General features: G+C 74.8%; 19 protein-coding genes. 9 read left to right on the forward strand and 10 right to left on the reverse strand.

Going from position 1 to position 16,962, the window contains the following annotated elements:
- The 6 genes from BLU55_RS11920 to BLU55_RS11945 form a co-directional block, all read right to left on the reverse strand.
- Complete coding sequence (locus BLU55_RS11920) at positions 1-1,086, reverse strand: MBL fold metallo-hydrolase (RefSeq protein WP_231916846.1); 1,086 nt, start codon at positions 1,084-1,086, stop codon at positions 1-3.
- The gene (locus BLU55_RS11925; RefSeq protein WP_091729950.1) at positions 1,079-1,849 is read right to left on the reverse strand and encodes a sensor histidine kinase; all 771 of its coding nucleotides are present in this window, start codon (positions 1,847-1,849) and stop codon (positions 1,079-1,081) included. Before BLU55_RS11925 ends, BLU55_RS11920 begins: the two co-directional genes overlap by 8 nt.
- Complete coding sequence (locus BLU55_RS11930) at positions 1,839-2,870, reverse strand: cobalamin B12-binding domain-containing protein (RefSeq protein ID WP_172833904.1); 1,032 nt, start codon at positions 2,868-2,870, stop codon at positions 1,839-1,841. Before BLU55_RS11930 ends, BLU55_RS11925 begins: the two co-directional genes overlap by 11 nt.
- Positions 2,871-2,984: 114 nt before the next feature.
- Positions 2,985-4,805: a bifunctional sugar phosphate isomerase/epimerase/4-hydroxyphenylpyruvate dioxygenase family protein gene (locus tag BLU55_RS11935; protein ID WP_091729955.1), complete on the reverse strand. Its 1,821-nt coding sequence runs from the start codon at positions 4,803-4,805 to the stop codon at positions 2,985-2,987.
- Positions 4,805-5,665: a shikimate dehydrogenase gene (locus tag BLU55_RS11940; protein WP_091729958.1), complete on the reverse strand. Its 861-nt coding sequence runs from the start codon at positions 5,663-5,665 to the stop codon at positions 4,805-4,807. Before BLU55_RS11940 ends, BLU55_RS11935 begins: the two co-directional genes overlap by 1 nt.
- On the reverse strand, positions 5,662-7,053 hold the full coding sequence (locus BLU55_RS11945; protein WP_091729960.1) for an MFS transporter: 1,392 nt from the start codon (positions 7,051-7,053) through the stop codon (positions 5,662-5,664). Before BLU55_RS11945 ends, BLU55_RS11940 begins: the two co-directional genes overlap by 4 nt.
- A 143-nt stretch (positions 7,054-7,196) precedes the next feature.
- On the opposite strand from BLU55_RS11945, the gene BLU55_RS11950 reads away from it, so the two are divergent.
- The gene (locus tag BLU55_RS11950) at positions 7,197-8,240 is read left to right on the forward strand and encodes a LacI family DNA-binding transcriptional regulator (RefSeq protein ID WP_231916847.1); all 1,044 of its coding nucleotides are present in this window, start codon (positions 7,197-7,199) and stop codon (positions 8,238-8,240) included.
- Positions 8,241-8,246: 6 nt separating this feature from the next.
- Here BLU55_RS11950 and BLU55_RS11955 read toward each other — a convergent pair whose 3' ends face one another.
- On the reverse strand, positions 8,247-9,266 hold the full coding sequence (locus BLU55_RS11955; protein WP_091729965.1) for a YihY/virulence factor BrkB family protein: 1,020 nt from the start codon (positions 9,264-9,266) through the stop codon (positions 8,247-8,249).
- A 92-nt stretch (positions 9,267-9,358) separates the two neighbouring features.
- Here BLU55_RS11955 and BLU55_RS19770 point away from each other — a divergent pair, with 92 nt between their 5' ends.
- Both BLU55_RS19770 and BLU55_RS19775 read left to right on the forward strand, forming a co-directional pair.
- The gene (locus tag BLU55_RS19770) at positions 9,359-10,051 is read left to right on the forward strand and encodes an AzlC family ABC transporter permease (RefSeq protein ID WP_231916848.1); all 693 of its coding nucleotides are present in this window, start codon (positions 9,359-9,361) and stop codon (positions 10,049-10,051) included.
- Positions 10,048-10,365: an AzlD domain-containing protein gene (locus BLU55_RS19775; RefSeq protein WP_091729968.1), complete on the forward strand. Its 318-nt coding sequence runs from the start codon at positions 10,048-10,050 to the stop codon at positions 10,363-10,365. The genes BLU55_RS19770 and BLU55_RS19775 overlap by 4 nt, the downstream gene beginning before the upstream one ends.
- Here BLU55_RS19775 and BLU55_RS11970 read toward each other — a convergent pair.
- Entirely contained in the window at positions 10,362-10,886 is a 525-nt protein-coding gene (locus tag BLU55_RS11970) for a MarR family winged helix-turn-helix transcriptional regulator (protein ID WP_091729971.1), read from the reverse strand. The two genes, BLU55_RS19775 and BLU55_RS11970, sit on opposite strands and share 4 nt — an antisense overlap.
- A gap of 101 nt (positions 10,887-10,987) precedes the next feature.
- On the opposite strand from BLU55_RS11970, the gene BLU55_RS11975 reads away from it, so the two are divergent.
- The 4 genes from BLU55_RS11975 to BLU55_RS11990 all read left to right on the forward strand — a co-directional run bounded on the left by BLU55_RS11975 (position 10,988) and on the right by BLU55_RS11990 (position 13,585).
- Positions 10,988-11,344: a DoxX family protein gene (locus tag BLU55_RS11975; RefSeq protein ID WP_091729974.1), complete on the forward strand. Its 357-nt coding sequence runs from the start codon at positions 10,988-10,990 to the stop codon at positions 11,342-11,344.
- 41 nt (positions 11,345-11,385) lie between these two features.
- Entirely contained in the window at positions 11,386-12,129 is a 744-nt protein-coding gene (locus BLU55_RS11980) for a (2Fe-2S)-binding protein (RefSeq protein ID WP_091729976.1), read from the forward strand.
- Between the two features lie 12 nt (positions 12,130-12,141).
- Positions 12,142-13,179: a zinc-dependent alcohol dehydrogenase gene (locus BLU55_RS11985; protein ID WP_197680969.1), complete on the forward strand. Its 1,038-nt coding sequence runs from the start codon at positions 12,142-12,144 to the stop codon at positions 13,177-13,179.
- Positions 13,180-13,261: 82 nt separating this feature from the next.
- Positions 13,262-13,585 (forward strand): hypothetical protein, encoded by a 324-nt coding sequence (locus BLU55_RS11990; RefSeq protein WP_091729978.1) that lies wholly within the window; start codon positions 13,262-13,264, stop codon positions 13,583-13,585.
- A 1-nt stretch (position 13,586) separates the two neighbouring features.
- Here BLU55_RS11990 and BLU55_RS11995 read toward each other — a convergent pair whose 3' ends face one another.
- Positions 13,587-14,216, reverse strand: a complete 630-nt coding sequence (locus BLU55_RS11995) for a TetR/AcrR family transcriptional regulator (protein WP_091729980.1) — start codon at positions 14,214-14,216, stop codon at positions 13,587-13,589.
- 73 nt (positions 14,217-14,289) lie between these two features.
- Here BLU55_RS11995 and BLU55_RS12000 point away from each other — a divergent pair, with 73 nt between their 5' ends.
- Positions 14,290-15,657, forward strand: coding sequence for a cytochrome P450 (locus BLU55_RS12000; protein ID WP_091729983.1), 1,368 nt, complete (start codon positions 14,290-14,292; stop codon positions 15,655-15,657).
- Here the strand turns inward: BLU55_RS12000 and BLU55_RS20045 are convergent.
- On the reverse strand, positions 15,611-15,742 hold the full coding sequence (locus tag BLU55_RS20045; RefSeq protein WP_269457916.1) for a hypothetical protein: 132 nt from the start codon (positions 15,740-15,742) through the stop codon (positions 15,611-15,613). The genes BLU55_RS12000 and BLU55_RS20045 overlap by 47 nt on opposite strands.
- A gap of 104 nt (positions 15,743-15,846) precedes the next feature.
- On the opposite strand from BLU55_RS20045, the gene BLU55_RS12005 reads away from it, so the two are divergent.
- Complete coding sequence (locus BLU55_RS12005) at positions 15,847-16,950, forward strand: hypothetical protein (RefSeq protein WP_091729987.1); 1,104 nt, start codon at positions 15,847-15,849, stop codon at positions 16,948-16,950.
- The last annotated feature ends 12 nt before the right edge of the window (positions 16,951-16,962 follow it).

Consider the following 16,962-nt stretch of genomic DNA (forward strand, 5'->3'; position numbering starts at 1 on the left):
CTAGCCGGGCAGCACAGCCGCCTCGCGCAGCGGCCCGAACACCACGGTCTCGCCGGCCTCGCGGGCCACCCGGCCCCGCAGCGCCAGCAGCTCGAGGTGGGCCTGGGTCTCGAAGGTGGCCAGCGCCTGGTCGAAGACGCCGAGCTCGTCGAGGTGCCGCTCGCGGCGGGTCCACCGCAGCACCTGCGCGACCTCCCACGCGGTGCGCGCCCCGCCGTGCACCGCCGCGAGGGAGGCGTCGAGGCGGGCCTCGTGGAAGGCGAGCAGCTCGTCGACGCGCTGGTGCGAGGAGCCGGTGACGGGGCCGTGGGCGGGCAGCAGCGTGAGGTCCGGCAGCGCGCGCACCTTGGCCAGGGAGGAGAGGAAGTCGCGCAGCGGCTGCTGCACGTGGGCCGGCTCGAAGCCGATCGAGGGCGTGATCGTCGAGAGCACGTGGTCGCCGGCGAACAGCAGGGAGGCCTCGGGGTCGGCGAAGACGTAGTGGCCCTGGGTGTGGCCGGGCGTGGCGAGGGCGTGCAGCCGGCGGTCACCGAGGTCGAGGACGAGGTCGCCGACCAGCCAGTCGTCGGGCAGGGCGTACTGCCCGCGGTCCGGCGGTCGCGACGGCACCTGCTCGACCCAGCCGGCGTGGAGGTGCTCGGCCCCCGCGCCGCGCAGCCGCAGCAGGTGGGCGTCCTCGACCGCGCCGTCGCTCTCGGTCAGCACCCGCTCCAGGTTGGGCCGGTCGCCCACGCCCAGGCTGACGCGGCCGCCGAACTCCGAGGCGATGACGCGTGCCTGCGTGTAGTGGTCGCGGTGCATGTGGGTGACGAGGAAGCGGCGCACGTCGCGCGCGGTGTGGCCCAGCGACCGCAGCCCGGCGTCGAAGAGCTCGCGCGAGGCGGGGATCGCCCAGCCGCCGTCGACCAGGGTCAGCCCGTCGGCGGTCTCGAGGACGTAGACGTTGACGGCCCGCAGGCCGTCCATCGGCAGCGGGAGCGGCATCCGGTGGACGCCGGGCGCGATGGTGACCACGCCGGGCTCGGCCCAGGCGCCCCGGCCCGTGGACTGCTGGGAGGTCGGGTCGGCCGGGGGCCGCTCAGGCAAGGTCGGCGTACGGCTCGTCGGCGGCGAGGGGGATCTCCACCAGGAACGTCGAGCCCTGCCCGGGCTCGGAGGTGACGTCGATGGTGCCGCCGTGGCTCTCGACGATCTGCTTGGTGATGAACAGGCCCAGCCCGAGCCCGGGCACCTGCTCGGTGCCGCTCTCGCGGTGGAAGACCTCGAAGATGCGGGTGCGGCCCTCGGCGCTGATGCCGGGACCCTGGTCGCGCACGGCGATCTTGGCGTTGTCGAAGCCGCGGTCGACCGCGATCGACACGGTGGAGCGCGGCGGCGAGAACTTGATGGCGTTGCCCAGCAGGTTGCCCATCACCCGCTCGAGCTTGACCGGGTCACCGTCGACCCAGCAGCCGCGCTGGTCGGGCTGCTCGACGAGCAGCAGCAGCCGCATGTCCTTGGCCTCGGCGAGGACGCGCTGGCGCTCCACCAGCGAGCTCACCAGCTCGACGAGGTCGACCCGGCGCACCTCGTGGTGGGTGTCGTCGTCGAGGGCGTGGCCCTGGCTCAGGTCGGCGATCAGCGCGCTCATGGTCACCGCCGAGCGGTGCAGCTGCTCGACGCGGGAGCGCACGAACGGGTCCAGCGTGGGGTGGTCGAGCAGCAGCTCGGACAGGCCCATGATCACCTGGGCCGGGTTGGCCAGGTCGTGGACCGTCATCGCGCTCAGCCGTCGGTGCGTCGCCAGCTCGCTGTTGATGCGACCCAGCTCCCGGAGCAGCAGCTCCTGTCCCGGCTCCTCAGACGGCACGGGTCCTGTCCTCCGTCCACCGTCGGCACAGCTCGAGCGCCTCGGCGGCACCGGGTGCCCAGCCGTCGGCGCCGACGAGGTCGGCCAACCGGGGGTTGATGCTGAAGGGGCGCCCACCGACGAGCACCCGGACGCCGGCGCAGCGCGGGTCGGCGCGCAGGGCGGCGACGAGCTCGCGCACGCCGCGGATGTGGCCGGCCATGGTCGCCGAGACCGCGAGCACGTCGGCACGGTGCTGGGCGACGCGCTCGATGACGTCGGCGTGCGGCACGTCGGCGCCGAGGTAGGCGGTGCGCCAGCCGGCCTGCTCCATGAGGTCGGAGATCATCCGGATCCCGACCTCGTGGGCCTCCGAGCCGACGCTGGTGGCCACGATGCTGCGGCCCAGCAGGGTGCGGTTGAGCAGCAGCCGCGGGTAGAGCAGCGACAGCGAGAGCTGGGTGATGGCGGTCGTGTAGTGCTCGTGGGCGATCGAGATCTCGCCGGCCTCCCAGAGGCGGCCGAGCTCGACCTGGGCGGGCTGGAGGATGTCGAGCATGATCGTGGCGACGTCGACGTCGTTCATCATCGCCTGGCGCACGACCTTGATGGCCTCGTCGCGGTGTCCGGCCAGGGCCGCGGTGAGGTAGTCGCGGGCCGGGCCGTCGGCCAGTCCCACGATGGAGTCGGCGTGGGCGCCGCTGGCGCCGAGCACGGCCGAGGCGTTGTGGAAGGACTCGACCTGGGCCAGCTGGATCCCGGTCAGGTGCGGGGCGAGGGCCGCGCGCACGGCGCGGTCGACGTCGTCGGGGCCGAAGGAGGCACCGGCAGCGGCGAGCCGCACGGCCTGCCAGCGCATCTGGTCGGCCAGCAGCTCGGGGACGTCGAGCGACATCGCGCTGTCGAGGGCCTCCAGGTGCAGGCGCACGACCTCGATGACCGAGCCCGACAGCAGCCCGAGGTCGGCGGCGACCTCCTCGGCCATCACGCGCGGGTCGACGGGGACGCCGCTCAGCGCGGCGGACTCCCAGGCGGCACTCATGCCAGCACGATAGTTCGGTTCGGCCCGGTTTCCCATGAGAAGTCGGGAAAATGGACCAGCCCTCCACGACGTCGGCGGACAAAAGCCCCAAAAGCCCCTGGTGCACGGCCGGGGTCAGCCCGCCCCCTGCTGCACGGCCAGCCTGAGCTGCGTGTTCACGCTGCCGTAGCCGTCGTAGGCCCCGGTGCGCTGGAGCAGCTCGACGTAGAAGCCGGTCGGCAGGACGTCGGTGTAGACGTGCAGCAGCTCGCCGTCGGGCGAGGCGTCGTGGAGCACGCCGTGGGCCCGCAGCTCCTCGATCCGGGCCGGCGGCAGGTCGGTGCGGGCGGCGAGGTCGACGTAGTAGTTGTCGGGCACCGGCATCAGCGCGACCCCGCGCGCCCGCAGCGCGCGCACCTCGGCGAGCAGGTCCTCGCAGGCGAAGGCCACCTGGTTGACGCCCGGGCGGCGGCGCTGGCCGCGGTCGCCCTCCCCCACGTTGACCACGAGGCGCGCCGCGCCCGCGGCCGGTCGCAGCGCCCGGCTGCGCAGCCGGCCGAGGGGCTCCCAGAACTCCTCGACGGCGCTGGGCACCAGGCCCAGCACCCCGCGGAGGAACCCGACCTCCTCGTCGAGCCGGTCGGGCTCGACGCTGAGGCCGACGTGGTCGAGCCCGACCCACCCCGGGTGCCCCTCGGGGGGCGCGTCCGGGAGCGGGACGAAGTCGTCCTGCCAGTGGTCGGGCGAGCCCGCGTCGGCGCTGAGGAACAGGTGGGTGCTGCCGGGCGAGGTGATGCCGGGCAGCAGCGCCTCGCCGTCGCCGCGGGTGCGGTCGACCTCGGGCCAGGCCAGCGCCTTGGCCCGGGCGGCCACCGCCTCGACGCGGGGCGTGGCCAGCCCCAGCGCGTGGGCCGTGGGGTCGGCCCCCGGGGTCTGGTTGAGCACCACGTGGGCGCCGCCCTGGCGCCACCACTGCACCGGCTTGCTCCGGTGCTGGGCGACGTGGCGGAAGCCCAGGCCCGCGAGCAGGCCGGTGGTCGCGGGCGAGCGGTCGGGGTCGGCCACCTCGAGGAAGGCGAGGTCGACGCGCTCGGGCACCGGCGGCGCGGCCGTCACGGGCACGCGGAACCCGTCGGACCCCGGGCGCAGCGCGAGCTGGTCCTCGAGGAAGCGCAGCGAGCGGTGGGCGTCGCGGGCGGTGACGTGCTGGTCGGACTCGCGGACGACGTCGCTGAAGACCTCGAGCGACACCGGTCCGGCGTACCCGGCCCCGAGCGTGGCGGCCACCACCCCGGTGACGTCGAGGGTGCCCTGGCCCGGGAAGCAGCGGAAGTGACGGCTCCACTCCAGGACGTCCATGTCCTTCAGGGGCGCGTCCGCGACCTGCAGGAAGCCGATCCGCTCCCCCGGCACGCCCGCGAGGGCGCTCCCGTCGTCGCCGCGGGCCAGCACGTGGAAGGTGTCGACCGCGAGCGTGACGGCGGGGTGGTCGGCACGTCGCACGACGTCCCAGGCCTGGCCGACACGGTCCAGGTGGCGACCCCAGGCCAGCGCCTCGAAGGCCAGCACGATCCCCCGTGCCGCGGCCTCGTCGCCCAGGGAGCGGAGCTGCTCGGCGACGACGTCGTGGTCGGCGACCGCGTCGGCCCCGACGTGGGAGCAGAGCAGCACCACCGGGGCGCCCAGTTCGGCGGCGACGTCGAGCTTGGCCACGACCCGACGCCGGGTGGCCGCCCAGGCGTGCGCCGGCACCCCGGCCGCGTCGCGCACCGGCTGGAAGAGGTCGATGGCCAGACCCAGGTCGGCGCACAGCGCCGCGACCTCCCGCGGGGGCAGCGGGCAGCCCACGAGGTCGGCGTCGAAGACCTCGACGCCGTCGAAGCCCGCCGCCGCGATGGCGTGGAGCTTGTCCACCAGCCGGCCGCTCAGCGACAGCGTCGCCACCCCGGTGCGCATCAGGCCGTCAGCTCCGCGAAGTGGCGCTGCATCCGGGCGGCGTCGGCCGGGCGGCCCGTGAACAGCTCGAAGGCGCCGACCGCCTGCTGCACCGCCATCGCCCCGCCGGGCAGCACCCGGCAGCCGCGCGAGCGGGCCAGCGCCACCAGCTCGGTCTCGAGCGGGAAGTAGACGACGTCGGAGACCCACAGGTCGTCGCGCACCAGCTCGGCCGGCACCGGGAGGCCGGGGTGGCCGTGCATCCCGACCGGCGTGGCGTTGACCAGTCCCTGGGCGCCGGCGACGGCGCGGGACAGGTCGTCGACGGCGGTGACGCGGTCGTCGCCCCACCGCTTGGCCAGGCGTACGACGCACGCGTCGGCGCGCTCGGCGTCCTGGTCGTGGACCGCGAGGTGGGCGATCCCCTGCTCGAGCAGGCCGTACCCGACCGCGACACCGGCCCCGCCTGCTCCGACCAGCACGGCCCGGTCGCCGCGCGACTCGGGCAGCGCGGCGGCGAGCGCGGCGCCGTACCCGGTGGTGTCGGTGTTGTGGCCGACCCGGCGCCCGTCGCGCAGCACCACGGTGTTGACGGCACCGAGGTCGGCCGCCCCCTCGGAGAGCTCGTCGAGCAGCGGCACCACGGCCTGCTTGAAGGGGTGGGTGACGTTGAGCCCGTCGAGCCCGAACCGCTCGGCGGCGGCGAGCACGTCGGCCAGGTCCTCGACCCCGAAGCCCCGGCGACCCGGGGCCTCGGCGTCGACGAGGCGGTAGGTCAGCGCCAGGCCCTGCTCGCGTCCCTCCCGCTCCTGCATGGCCGGGGTCAGCGAGCGGCCGATGCCGGCGCCGACGAGGCCGAGCGCGACCGAGGTGGCGCTCACGCGACACCGACCGCGGTGCGACCCGCACCGACCGGGCGCTGGCGGACGCCGACGTCGGCGGTCGGGACCCGGTGGGTGCCACCGGGTCCGGTGAGGACGGCGACCGCGGAGATGACGCAGGCGCCGACGGCGAAGGCCGCGACCCGCCACCAGTTGTCGGCCTCGCCGCCCATGAGGGCACCGGCGATGGTGGGCGTGAAGCCGGCCAGCGCGAACCCGAACTGGGTGCCGATGGCCATGCCGGAGAGGCGGACGCTCGTCGGGAAGTACTCGGCGTACGTCGCGGGCCACACCGCGTTGGGCATCGAGTAGACGACGCCGGCCAGGGCCACGCCGAGGACGAAGGTGAGCGGCTCGTTGCCGGCGCGGATGGCGCCCAGGAAGGCGGTGACCAGGACGGCGCTGCCGACCAGACCGGTGAGGAAGACCGGCTTGCGACCGACCTTGTCGGAGAGCATCGCCCAGAACGGGATGACCGCGATGGCCACCAGGTTGGCCACGATCGCCAGCCAGAGCATGAAGGAGGAGTCGAAGCCGATGCCGTAGTCGTCGGAGGTCGCGAAGTTGAGGGCGAAGACCTGGAACATCGTGTTGACCATCGCGATGAAGGCGGCGAAGAAGACCCGCAGCACCGAGGCCCGGTGGTCGGCGAAGAGCTCCTTGAGCGGGGCGCGACGGGGCTCCACGCTGTCGACCACGTCGTCCTGGAAGGCCGGGGTCTCGTCGAGGCGGGACCGGATCACGAAGCCGAGCACCACGATGACGGCGCTGAGCCAGAACGGCACCCGCCAGCCCCAGCTGAGCAGGGCGTCCTCGGGCAGCACGGCGGCCAGCGGCAGGAAGATCGCGGGCGCCAGGACCTGGCCGCCCTGGGTGCCGCTGAGGGTCCAGCTGGTGAAGAAGCCACGACGGTCGTCGGGGGCGTGCTCGAAGGACATCGAGTTGGCCCCGGCCTGCTCGCCGGCGGCCGAGAGGCCCTGGAGCAGCCGCAGCAGCACGAGCAGCGCGGGGGCCCACAGGCCCACCTGGCCGTACGTCGGCAGGCAGCCGATGAGGAAGGTCGAGACGCCCATGAGCAGCAGCGTGCCGATGAGGATCGTCTTGCGGCCCAGCCGGTCGCCGATGTGGCCCATGAGGAAGGAGCCGAACGGGCGGGCGACGTAGGCCACGCCGAAGGTCGCGAACGCCGCGATGGTGGCGGCCGAGTCGTTGCCCTCGGGGAAGAAGATCTTCGGGAAGACCAGTGCGGCGGCGGTGCCGTAGATCGCCAGGTCGTAGTACTCCAGCGCGCTGCCGCTCCAGGCGGCGAGGGCCGCCCGCTTGGGCGTGCGGCGCTCGGCGGTGCTGCCGGTCCCGGGGGCTCCCCCGGCGTGGTCGATGGTGCTCATGGGTCGTGCCTCTCCGCCGACGTCGCGTCGGCTGGTGCTCCGGCCGAGGGGTGAGGCCCTCGGGCTGACGCGAACGTAGGTGTGGCCCCGATCACATGGCAATCGTTTGCCAAAATTTTCCACGGCTGTGCCACGATGCTTCCGTGAGCGTCCCAGAGCCCGGTCCCGCACCCGGCGCACGTCGCCGCCGCAGGCGCGCGACCATCACCACGGTGGCGGCCGCGGCCGGGGTCGCGCCGTCCACCGTGTCGCGGGCGTTCAGCAACCCGGGGCGGGTCAACCACGTCACGCGCGCGCACGTGCTGGCCGTGGCCGAGGAGCTCGGCTACGCCCCCAACCCGGCCGCCCAGGCCCTCGAGTCGGGCCGCACGAGCACCGTCGCGCTGGTCGTCCCCGACATCACCAACCCCTACTTCTCCGGGGTCGTCAAGGGGGCCGAGCGGGCCGCGGCCGAGGCTCGGCTGACCCTGGTCATCGGCGACGCCCAGGAGAACCCCGTCCACGAGGAACGCCTGGTCAGGCGGCTGGGACCCGCCGTCGACGGGTTCGTGCTGACCGCCTCGCGGATGCCCGACGACGTGCTCGAGCGGGTCAGCGAGCTCAACCGGATCGTGCTGGTCAACCGGGCCTCGCCGGGCCTGACCAGCGTGGTCGCCGACTTCGCCTCGGGCACCCGCCAGATCGTCGCCCACCTGGCCTCGCACGGGCACCGCTCGTTCGTGTTCCTCGGCGGCCCGGCCGAGTCCTGGTCGGGCGCCCGGCGCTGGGCGGGACTGCGCGCGGCGGCCGAGGAGCACGGCCTCGAGGCCACCCGCTTCGGGCCCTGGACCCCGACGATCGCGTCCGGCCCCGCGGCCGCCGACGCGGTGCTCGCCACCGGGGCCACCGCGGTCGTGGCCCACAACGACGTCCTCGCGATCGGGGTGCTGCAGCGGCTCGCGGAGCGCGGCGTGCGCGTGCCGCAGGAGGTGAGCGTGGTCGGCTTCGACGACGTCTTCGGTGCCGACTTCTGCCACCCGCCGCTGACCACCCTCGCCGAGCGCACCACCGAGGCCGGCGCCCGCGCCGTCGAGGCACTGGCCGCCCTCACCCGCCCCGGCGCCCTCCCGACCGGCGGTGACGCACCCGTCCGCGTGCTTCCCACCCAGCTCGTGGTGCGCGCCTCCTCCGGCCCCGCTCCCCGCTGAGGGACCTCACGTGGCGCGGGCGTCCCGCTCGTCGTCGTGGTCCTCGGAGCCGGTGCCGATCACGCTGGGCGGGGGGCCGAAGGAGACCTCGACCTCCTCGAAGCCCTTGTGGCGCTGGGCGCGGGCGTAGCTGGTGTAGGCCTTGCGGTCGGCGTCGGTCAGCTCGACCGAGTCGGTGAAGGGCGTGAGCAGGGCGCGGGGCCACAGCCGGCGGACCAGCACGACGTTGAGCTCCATGCCGAGCACCGCGATGACCGCGGCCAGGAAGATGAGGCCGATGAGCCCGAGGACCAGGCCGAAGGTCTGGTTCATCGAGGAGGTCTCGTTGAGCACGCGGTCGACGTACGCCGTGGAGAGCTGCTGCAGCGCCTGCCACAGGACGGCGACGAAGAAGCCGCCGGGGGCGGCGTAGAACCACGGGTGCTCGCGGGCGGTCGCGAGGCGGAACAGCACGGTGAGGATGCCGCCGACGAGCAGCACCGTGGCGAGCGAGACCAGGACCCGGCCACCGGGGATGCCGGCGTCGCGCAGCACCTGCTGGCCGAGCACCGAGACCGCCGTGATGGCCAGCACCGCGCCGCCGGCGATGAGCAGCAGGAACAGGCTCTTGAGCCGGAGCAGGAACGGGTTGGGCCGGCTGTTGCGCGGCACCGACCAGGCGACGTTCATGGCGTTCTGGATGGCGGTGCCGAGGCCGAGCGAGCCGTAGAGCGCGATCAGCGCACCGGTGACGACCGCGGTGACCGAGCCGGTGAGGCCCTCGGGACGGCCGAGCTGGTCGCCCACGATCGGGAACTGCCGCAGCGTCGAGTCGAGCGCCGCCTGCTGCAGCTCGGGGTCGCCCTGGAGCACGAAGCCCAGGATGGAGGTGCCGAGCAGCAGCAGCGGGAACACCGACACGAAGGTGTAGTAGGTGATGATCGCCGCGAGGTAGGGACCCTGGTCGTCGAAGTACTTGTAGACGACCGCGAGGGGGAACCCCAGCCCCGGCCACCTGCGCTGGGCGTCGTCCGCCGCCCTCACCATGCCCGCCACGCGAGAACCGTACCGGCGGGCCCGTGGCCACCCGGCTGCGACTGGCCCTCCACCTGCGACGACGCGGCTGCCAGGCTGCTCGGGTGCCCCTCCCCGACGAGACGCTGCCACGCGCCGAGCGCCGTGCGCTGCACCGGACCGCCTTCGGCATCGGGCTGTACGCCGCGGCGTTCGGCGCGACGTTCGGTGCGGTCGCGACCGGGTCGGGGCTCGGCGTGGGGCAGACGGCCGTGCTGAGCGCGGTGATGTTCACCGGCGCCTCGCAGTTCGCCTTCGTGGGCGTGGTCGCGGCGGGCGGGTCGGCGGCCGCCGCGGTCTCGGCCGCGCTGCTGCTCGGCGCGCGCAACGCCTTCTACGGCATCCCCGTGAGCGGCCTGCTCCGACCGCGCGGCTGGCGCCGCCCCCTCGTGGCCCACGTCGTCATCGACGAGACCACGGCGATGGCGGTCGCCCAGCCGACCCCGGCGGCCGGGCGGCTGGCGTTCTGGTCGACGGCGCTGTGGCTGTGCGGGCTGTGGAACGTCGGGACGCTGGCCGGTGCCCTGCTGGGACGAGCCGTCGACCCGGCCGCGCTCGGGCTCGACGCGGCCGCGCCCGCCGTCTTCCTGGCGCTGCTGTGGCCCCAGCTGGGCCGGCGCCCGGCGCCGGTGGTGGCGCTGCTCGGCGCGGGGCTGGCGCTCGTGCTGATCCCACTGGCCCCGCCGGGGGTCCCGGTCGTGGCAGCGGCCGGGGTGGCGCTGGCGGTCGGCCTCACCGGCAGGACGGACCGGTCGTGACCGGGACGGCGCTGTGGGTGGCGGTGGTGGTGGCCGCCCTCGGCTGCTACCTGCTCAAGCTGGCGGGCGTCTCGCTGCCCGCCGCGCTGCTCGACCACCCGCGCGTGCGCCGGGTGGCGGCGCTGCTGCCCGTCGCGATGCTCGCGGCCCTGGTCGTGGTCGAGCTGCTCGACGACGGTGGTCGCTACGGCGCCGACTGGCGCACCGCGGTCGGCGTGCTCGCCGGGGCGGTCGCCCTCGCGCTGCGCCAGGGCGTGCTGGTCGTGTTCGTCGTGGCGGTGGCGACGACCGCGCTGCTGCGGCTGGTGACCTAGCCGGCGCGGTCCGCAGCGCCGGGGCCTGCCTCGACCGCGCCGGGGCACTCCGGCGGCGGGCACTCCTCGTCGCGCAGCGGCTCCCCCACGGCGTCGAAGATCTCGCGCAGCTGCTGCACCTGCTGGGGCGTGAGCCGGTCGAACAGCGACTGCCGGACGTGCTCGACGTGGAGCGGAGCCACCTCGACCAGCTGCTCGAACCCGGCGTCGGTCAGCGTCGCGACGACCACCCGGGCGTTGTCGGGGCGGCGCGCCCGGGTGACCCACCCCTGGGTCTCGAGCTTGGCGACGGCGTGCGACATCCGGCTGGGCGAGGCGCGCACCATCTCGGCGAGCACGCCCATCGACAGGGTCCGCTCGGGCGCCTCGCTCAGCATCGCCAGCACCAGGTAGACGCTGTGGGGCATGCCGGCGTCGCGCGAGAGCTGGCGGTCGAGCGAGGCCTGCAGCGCCTGGGTGGCGAACAGGTAGGAGCGCCAGGCCGCCTGCTCGTCGTCGTCCAGCCATCGGGGTGGGGTCACGCCCCCATCCTAGCGACTGTTGAACTTTCAAACTAGAAGCCCTACGCTCTCGTTTGAACATTCAACTGCGGCAGTCGCCGCCCGGCGGGAGCGAGACCCCCATGAACGTCGTCCTGTGGATCCTGCAGATCGTGCTGGCCGTGGCCTTCCTGGCCGCGGGCGCCATGAAGGCGACCAAGCCGAAGGCCGAGCTCTCCGGCCAGATGGGCTGGGTCGACGACTTCTCGGCCGGCGGCGTCAAGGCCATCGGCGTGCTCGAGGTGCTCGCCGCGATCGGCCTGGTGCTGCCCTGGGCGCTCGACGTCGCCCCGGTCCTCACCCCGCTCGCCGCCCTCGGGCTGGTGCTGATGATGGTCGGCGCGGCCGTCGTCCACGCCCGCCGCAGCGAGACCCAGATGATCGTGGTCAACGTCGTCCTGGGCGTGCTGGCCGCGGTCGTCGCCGTCGGTCGCTTCTAGCCAGACCGGCCCCGGCCGCGGCACCGGGCTAGCGTGCGCACGTGGCGACCACCGATCGGAGCGTGCCGGTCCCGGTGCCGGGCGTGGTGGCCGACGCCGCGGCGCTGGGTCCGTGGTTCGCGGCGTCCGTGGCCGCTCCCGGCGAGGGTTGGCTGACGCTGGCCGAGCTGACCTCGCCCGAGCGCCTGGACGACCTGCTGGCCCGGACGCGCACCGCGATCGCGGTCCAGCGGCGCGCTCCCGTCGCCGCGGTCGAGGTCCGCGTCGCCGCCTCCTCGCTGCACCTCGCCCTCCTGGGCCGGGTCACCTCGGTCGCGCTGGGGGCGTTGGCGCTCGGAGGCAGCGTGCTGGCCCTGGGCGCGCAGGCCCGGTGGCGACCGACCACCACCCACGCGGTCGACCTCGGTCTGGCCGCGCCGCTCGGCACACCGGCCGGCTCCCCCGACGAGGCGCTCGCCCTGCTGCACCGAGAGGTCCTCGACACCCTCGTCGTGCCGCTCGGCCTCGCCCTGCGCGAGCGCGCCCGGGTCTCCCCGCGGGTGCTGAGCGGCAACGCCACCTCGTCGTGGGTCGGCGCCCTGAGCGCCCTGCACCACGCCCGGCCCGACCTGGTGCCGCAGGCGGCGGCGTACGTCTCGGCGCTGCTGCACGACCCGCTGCTGCGGCCCACCTGGACGCCGGTGCGCGGCGGGGCCGGCGTCCGTCGGACGAGCTGCTGCCTGTTCTGGCGGCTGCCCGGCGGCGGCGTGTGCGGCGACTGCGTGCTGCACGCCCGGACCGGCTGACACACTCTCCCGGTGGTGAGCCCCGGCGCGATGCGCGCCTTCGTCGTGACCGGTCCCGGACGCGCGGAGGTGCAGGAGGTGCCGGTCCCGGCCGCCGTCCCCGGCGAGGTCGTGGTCGAGGTCGAGCGGGTCGGCATCTGCGGGACGGACGTGGAGTTCTTCACCGGCGAGATGGCCTACCTCCACGACGGCCACGCCCGCTTCCCGGTGCGGCTGGGCCACGAGTGGTGCGGCACCGTGCGCGAGGTCGGCGCCGGCGTCGACCCGCGCTGGCAGGGCCGGCGCGTCACCGGCGACACCATGCTCGGCTGCGGCCGCTGCCGCCGCTGCCGCACCGGGCTCCAGCACGTGTGCGAGCGGCGCTCGGAGATCGGCATCCGCAACGGCCGCCCGGGAGCGCTCGCCGAGCGGCTCGCCGTGCCGGTCACCGCGCTGCACGACCTCGGCGTGGGCACCGACCCCGCGCTCGGGGCGCTGGTGGAGCCGGGCGGCAACGCCCTGCGCGCCGCCGAGGCCGCGCTGGCGGGGCCCGACCGGCGCGTGCTGGTGCTGGGTCCCGGCACCATCGGGCTGCTGGTCGCGCTGTTCGCGCGGGCGGCCGGCAGCGAGGTCCACGTCGTCGGCGTCACCGAGGCCTCGCTGGAGTTCGCCCGCGGCCTCGGCCTGACGCACGCCACGACCCGCGACCAGCTCCCCGACCTGGCGTACGACGCCGTCGTCGACGCCTCCAACGCCCCGGGCCTGCCCGCGCTGGCCGCGGACCTCGTCGAGCCCGGCGGCCGCGTCGTGTACGTCGGCCTCGCCGGCTCGCCCAGCCTCCTCGACACCCGGGTCCTGGCCCTCAAGGACGTCACCGCGGTGGGCGTGCTGTCGGCCTCGCCCGGCCTGGCGCGCACCGTGGCGGCGTACACCTCGGGCGCGGTGGACCCCCGGCCCCTGGTCGCCGCGACCGTCGGCCTCGACGACGTCGCCGACGTGCTCGCCGGCCACCGCCCCGCCGGCGCCGGTCCGGGACCCAAGGTCCACGTCGACCCCCACCCCGGCCGCTGAACGCCGGACCTCGCGAACGGGAAGAACCGGACGCCCCCGTGCGTTGGACCCGTCGTTGCCCCACCGAACGACAGGACCCGCCGTGACCTTCCTCCCGACCTCCCCCGTTCCGCTGGCCACCCCCGAGTCCCGCCGCCGCAGCACCGTGCCGACCATGGGGCCGCTGCTCCCGGTCGAGCCCGTCCGCCCCGCCCCCAGCATCTGCGACGCCGGCGACGTGGCCGGTCCCGGCGAGGAGCGCTGCGGCTACCAGCCCGGCCAGCTGCGCTGCGTGCGCCGCCCCCACCCCGAGGCGCCCGACGCCCACGTGCGCGTCAGCGCCGAGCTCGACGCCGTGCCGCCCGTGCAGCTGCTGGTCACCCCGGCCGCCGCGCGCCGCACCGTCGACTTCTGCTCGGCCGCCTGACTCAGGCGGAGCCCGGCTCCATCAGGAGCGCGAGCACCCGGCCGAACAGGTCGTCCGGCACGCTCGTGCGGTCGACGTGGCGCTCCAGCGCGAGCCCGTTGGCCAGCGCCATCAGCAGCGTGGCGATCTCCTCGGGGGGCAGCGCCGGGCGGGCACCGCCCCGGGCCGTCGCCTGGTCGAGGTGGCCCGCCACCGCGGCGGTGACCGCGGCGTGGAGCTCGCGCCGTCGCTCGAGGAACGCTCCGTCGGTGGTGCCGCTGCGCACCGAGCGCTGCCACAGCTCGAGGAAGAGCAGGTGCCAGTCGCGCTGCTCGTCGCCGGCCTCGGTGAGCCGGTCCCCGAGCGAGCGGGCGCGCTCGGCCAGCGTCGTCCCGGTGTCGCTGACCGCCGCCAGCCCCGTCTCGAGGTACGCCGAGACGCGGTCCTGCACCAACGCTGCGACGAGGTCGTCCTTGCTGCCGAAGTTGGAGTAGACGGCGCCCTTGGTGAAGCCGGCGTCCGCGGCCACGTCGTCGACGCTGGCGGCGTCGATCCCCCGCCGGGCGAAGACCCGGGCCGCCGCGTCGAGCAGCGCCCGTCGCACCTCCTCGCGTGGAGGCCGGCGTCGCTGCGGCGTGGGCTCGGTTGACATCGACGGTTACGATACCCGTGAGTATCCGATACCGATCGGTATCCAGCCACCACCCGACACAGCAGGGGGTCCGATGAGCGTCGCGTCACGGGTCGAGAGCGAGGTCGCCGCCGCGCTGCGGTGGGGGCTGGGGCACGCGCTGCCCCGCACGGCGATCGCCGGGTCGGCCCGCCGGGGCGACCTGCACGGCCGGCTCATCATGGCCACGAGCCAGAGCGACGAGACGCCGCTGGCGCTGTTCGACGAGATCCGGGCCGACGGACCGATGCACCGCGCGAAGTTCGCCTACGTGACCGCCTCCCAGCCGCTGGTGCGCGAGGTGCTGTCGAGCAACGACGTCCACGCGGGCGTCTCCTTCGGGGCCACCGGGCCGATCGCGCGCCTCGGCGCCTGGGCCGGGCGGCGCGCACCCACCGGGCCGCTGACCCCGCCGTCGCTGCTGGTCACCGAACCGCCCGACCACACCCGCTACCGCCGGCTCACCACCCGCGTGTTCAGCGCGCGCGCCGTGCAGGGCCTGCGCGCCCGCACCGAGGAGATCGCAGCGGGCCTGCTCGACGACCTGGCCGCCGACGCCGCCGCGGGCCGACCGGTCGACCTGGTGGAGCGCTACTGCGCGCTGCTGCCGGTGACCGTGATCGCGGAGATCCTCGGCGTCCCGCCCGAGGACCGCGGCCGGGTGCTCGACTTCGGCTCGGGGGCGGCGCCCAGCCTCGACCTCGGCCTGCCGTGGCGACGGTTCCGCGAGGTGGAGGCGTCGCTGACGGCCTTCGAGGCGTGGCTCGACGACCACCTGGCCGACGTGCGACGCGACCCCGGGGACGACCTGCTCAGCCAGCTGGTGACGGCGCGCGACGACCAGGGTCGCGGCCTGACCGACGCGGAGCTGCGCTCCACGGCCGGGCTGGTGCTGGCGGCCGGGTTCGAGACCACGGTCAACCTGCTCGGCAACGGCCTGGTGCTGCTGCACGAGCACCCCGACCAGCTCGCGCTGCTGCGCGAGCGACCCGACCTGTGGCCCAACGCCGTCGACGAGGTGCTCCGCGTCGACCCGCCGGTGCTGCTGACCGGGCGGACGGTGCAGCGCGACACCACCTTCGCCGGGACGCGGGTGCCGCGGGGCGCCGTGGTCACGGCGCTGCTGGCCGGGGCCAACCGCGACCCCGAGGTCTTCACCGACCCCGACCGCTTCGACGTCGCGCGGGAGAACGCCTCTGACCACGTGTCGTTCTCGTCGGGCCGCCACTACTGCCTGGGGGCCGCCCTGGCACGCATGGAGGGCGAGGTCGGGCTGCGGGCGGTCGTGGAGCGCCACCCCGACCTCGAGCTCGTGGCCGGGGCCGAGCGGCGCAGCACCCGGATCCTGCGCGGGTGGTCGGTGCTGCCGGCCCGGCTCAGCGGCGGGCGCGCCGCTGGCGCAGCTGCTCCAGCGCCTGCCTGATGCGCGCCTGGTTCTCGGGCTTGCGGGCCTCGTCGTAGACCTTCTTGGCCAGGCCGATCGTGGCGGCGGTCTTCATGATCTTCATGGGCGCCCCATACCCGCCCGCCGCGATCCCTACCGCGAGGGCCGGTCTGTCCACAGGGATGTCAACAGGCTGTTGATGCCGGCCGGGTGGTCCATGATGGGCGCGTGAGCGGCCCGGTGCTGATCGTCTTCGTGCTGGTGGTCGGCAGCCGCTTCCTGGTGCCGCTGCTGATCCCGCGCTTCCCGCTCCCCGCGATCGTCGCCTCGCTGGTGCTCGACGCGGTCGACCAGACGGTGTTCCAGAGCCTCGGCTACGACCCACCGGGCTACCAGGGCTACGACAAGGCGACGGACGTCTACTACCTGGCCATCGCCTACCTCGCGACGATGCGCAACTGGGAGTCGCTGCCGGCCTTCCGGGTGGCCCGGTTCCTCTACTTCTACCGGCTCGTGGGCGTGGTCGCCTTCGAGCTCCTGCAGGCACGGCCGCTGCTGCTGCTGTTCCCCAACACGTTCGAGTACTTCTTCATCGCCTACGAGGTGGTGCGCTCGCGCTGGTGGCCGCGGCGCTGGGAGCTGCGCTGGTGGATCGGGGTCGCCGCGCTGATCTGGGTGGTGGTCAAGCTGCCGCAGGAGTGGTGGATCCACGTGGCGCAGCTCGACGTCACCGACGCCCTCGCCGAGCACGCGTGGGCGCCGCCGCTGCTCGTCGCCCTGCTCGCGGTCGCCGCGGCCGGCTCCTGGTGGGGCGTGCGACCCCGGCTGCCCGAGCCGGACTGGTCGTGGCGGGTCCGGGCCGACCCGATGCCCGAGGAGATGGACACCCCGCAGGAGCAGTTCGACTGGCAGGCGCGCTGGGGGGCGATCCGCTCGTGGGCCACCCTGGAGAAGGTCGTCCTCATCGGCCTGATCTCGGTCGTCTACGGCCAGGTGCTCCCCGGGGTGCGCTCCACGAGCCTGCAGCTGTTCATCGGTGTCGGGGTGGTGGTGGTCATCAACGCCGGCCTCACGCTGCTGCTCGTGCGCCGCTCCTGGACCATCGAGTCGACGGGCTGGGCGTTCCTCGCGCGCGTCGCCGTCAACGTCGTCATGGTCGTGGTCGCCGACTGGCTGCTCAACGTGCGTGGCGGCAACATCGACGGCTTCGACACCGTCTTCTTCCTCTCCCTCATCAGCCTCGTGACCACGCTGCACGACCGCTACCGCCCGGTGCTCGCGACCCGCGTGGTGGCCGAGCGGCGACGTGCCGCCGGCGCCGCCCCCGCGTGAGGGACCCGCGTG

Source organism: Nocardioides scoriae, from assembly GCF_900104965.1.
In the GTDB taxonomy this organism is placed as follows: Bacteria; Actinomycetota; Actinomycetes; order Propionibacteriales; family Nocardioidaceae; genus Marmoricola; species Marmoricola scoriae.

Excerpts from the sequence above, each read along its gene's own strand:
- BLU55_RS11930 (WP_172833904.1), bottom strand. The coding sequence starts at position 2,870 with ATGAGTGCCGCCTGGGAGTCCGCCGCGCTGAGCGGCGTCCCCGTCGAC.
- BLU55_RS11935 (WP_091729955.1), bottom strand. The coding sequence starts at position 4,805 with ATGCGCACCGGGGTGGCGACGCTGTCGCTGAGCGGCCGGCTGGTGGAC.
- BLU55_RS11945 (WP_091729960.1), bottom strand. The coding sequence starts at position 7,053 with ATGAGCACCATCGACCACGCCGGGGGAGCCCCCGGGACCGGCAGCACC.
- BLU55_RS11955 (WP_091729965.1), bottom strand. The coding sequence starts at position 9,266 with ATGGTGAGGGCGGCGGACGACGCCCAGCGCAGGTGGCCGGGGCTGGGG.
- BLU55_RS11975 (WP_091729974.1), top strand. The coding sequence starts at position 10,988 with ATGAACGTCGTCCTGTGGATCCTGCAGATCGTGCTGGCCGTGGCCTTC.
- BLU55_RS11995 (WP_091729980.1), bottom strand. The coding sequence starts at position 14,216 with ATGTCAACCGAGCCCACGCCGCAGCGACGCCGGCCTCCACGCGAGGAG.
- BLU55_RS12000 (WP_091729983.1), top strand. The coding sequence starts at position 14,290 with ATGAGCGTCGCGTCACGGGTCGAGAGCGAGGTCGCCGCCGCGCTGCGG.
- BLU55_RS20045 (WP_269457916.1), bottom strand. The coding sequence starts at position 15,742 with ATGAAGATCATGAAGACCGCCGCCACGATCGGCCTGGCCAAGAAGGTC.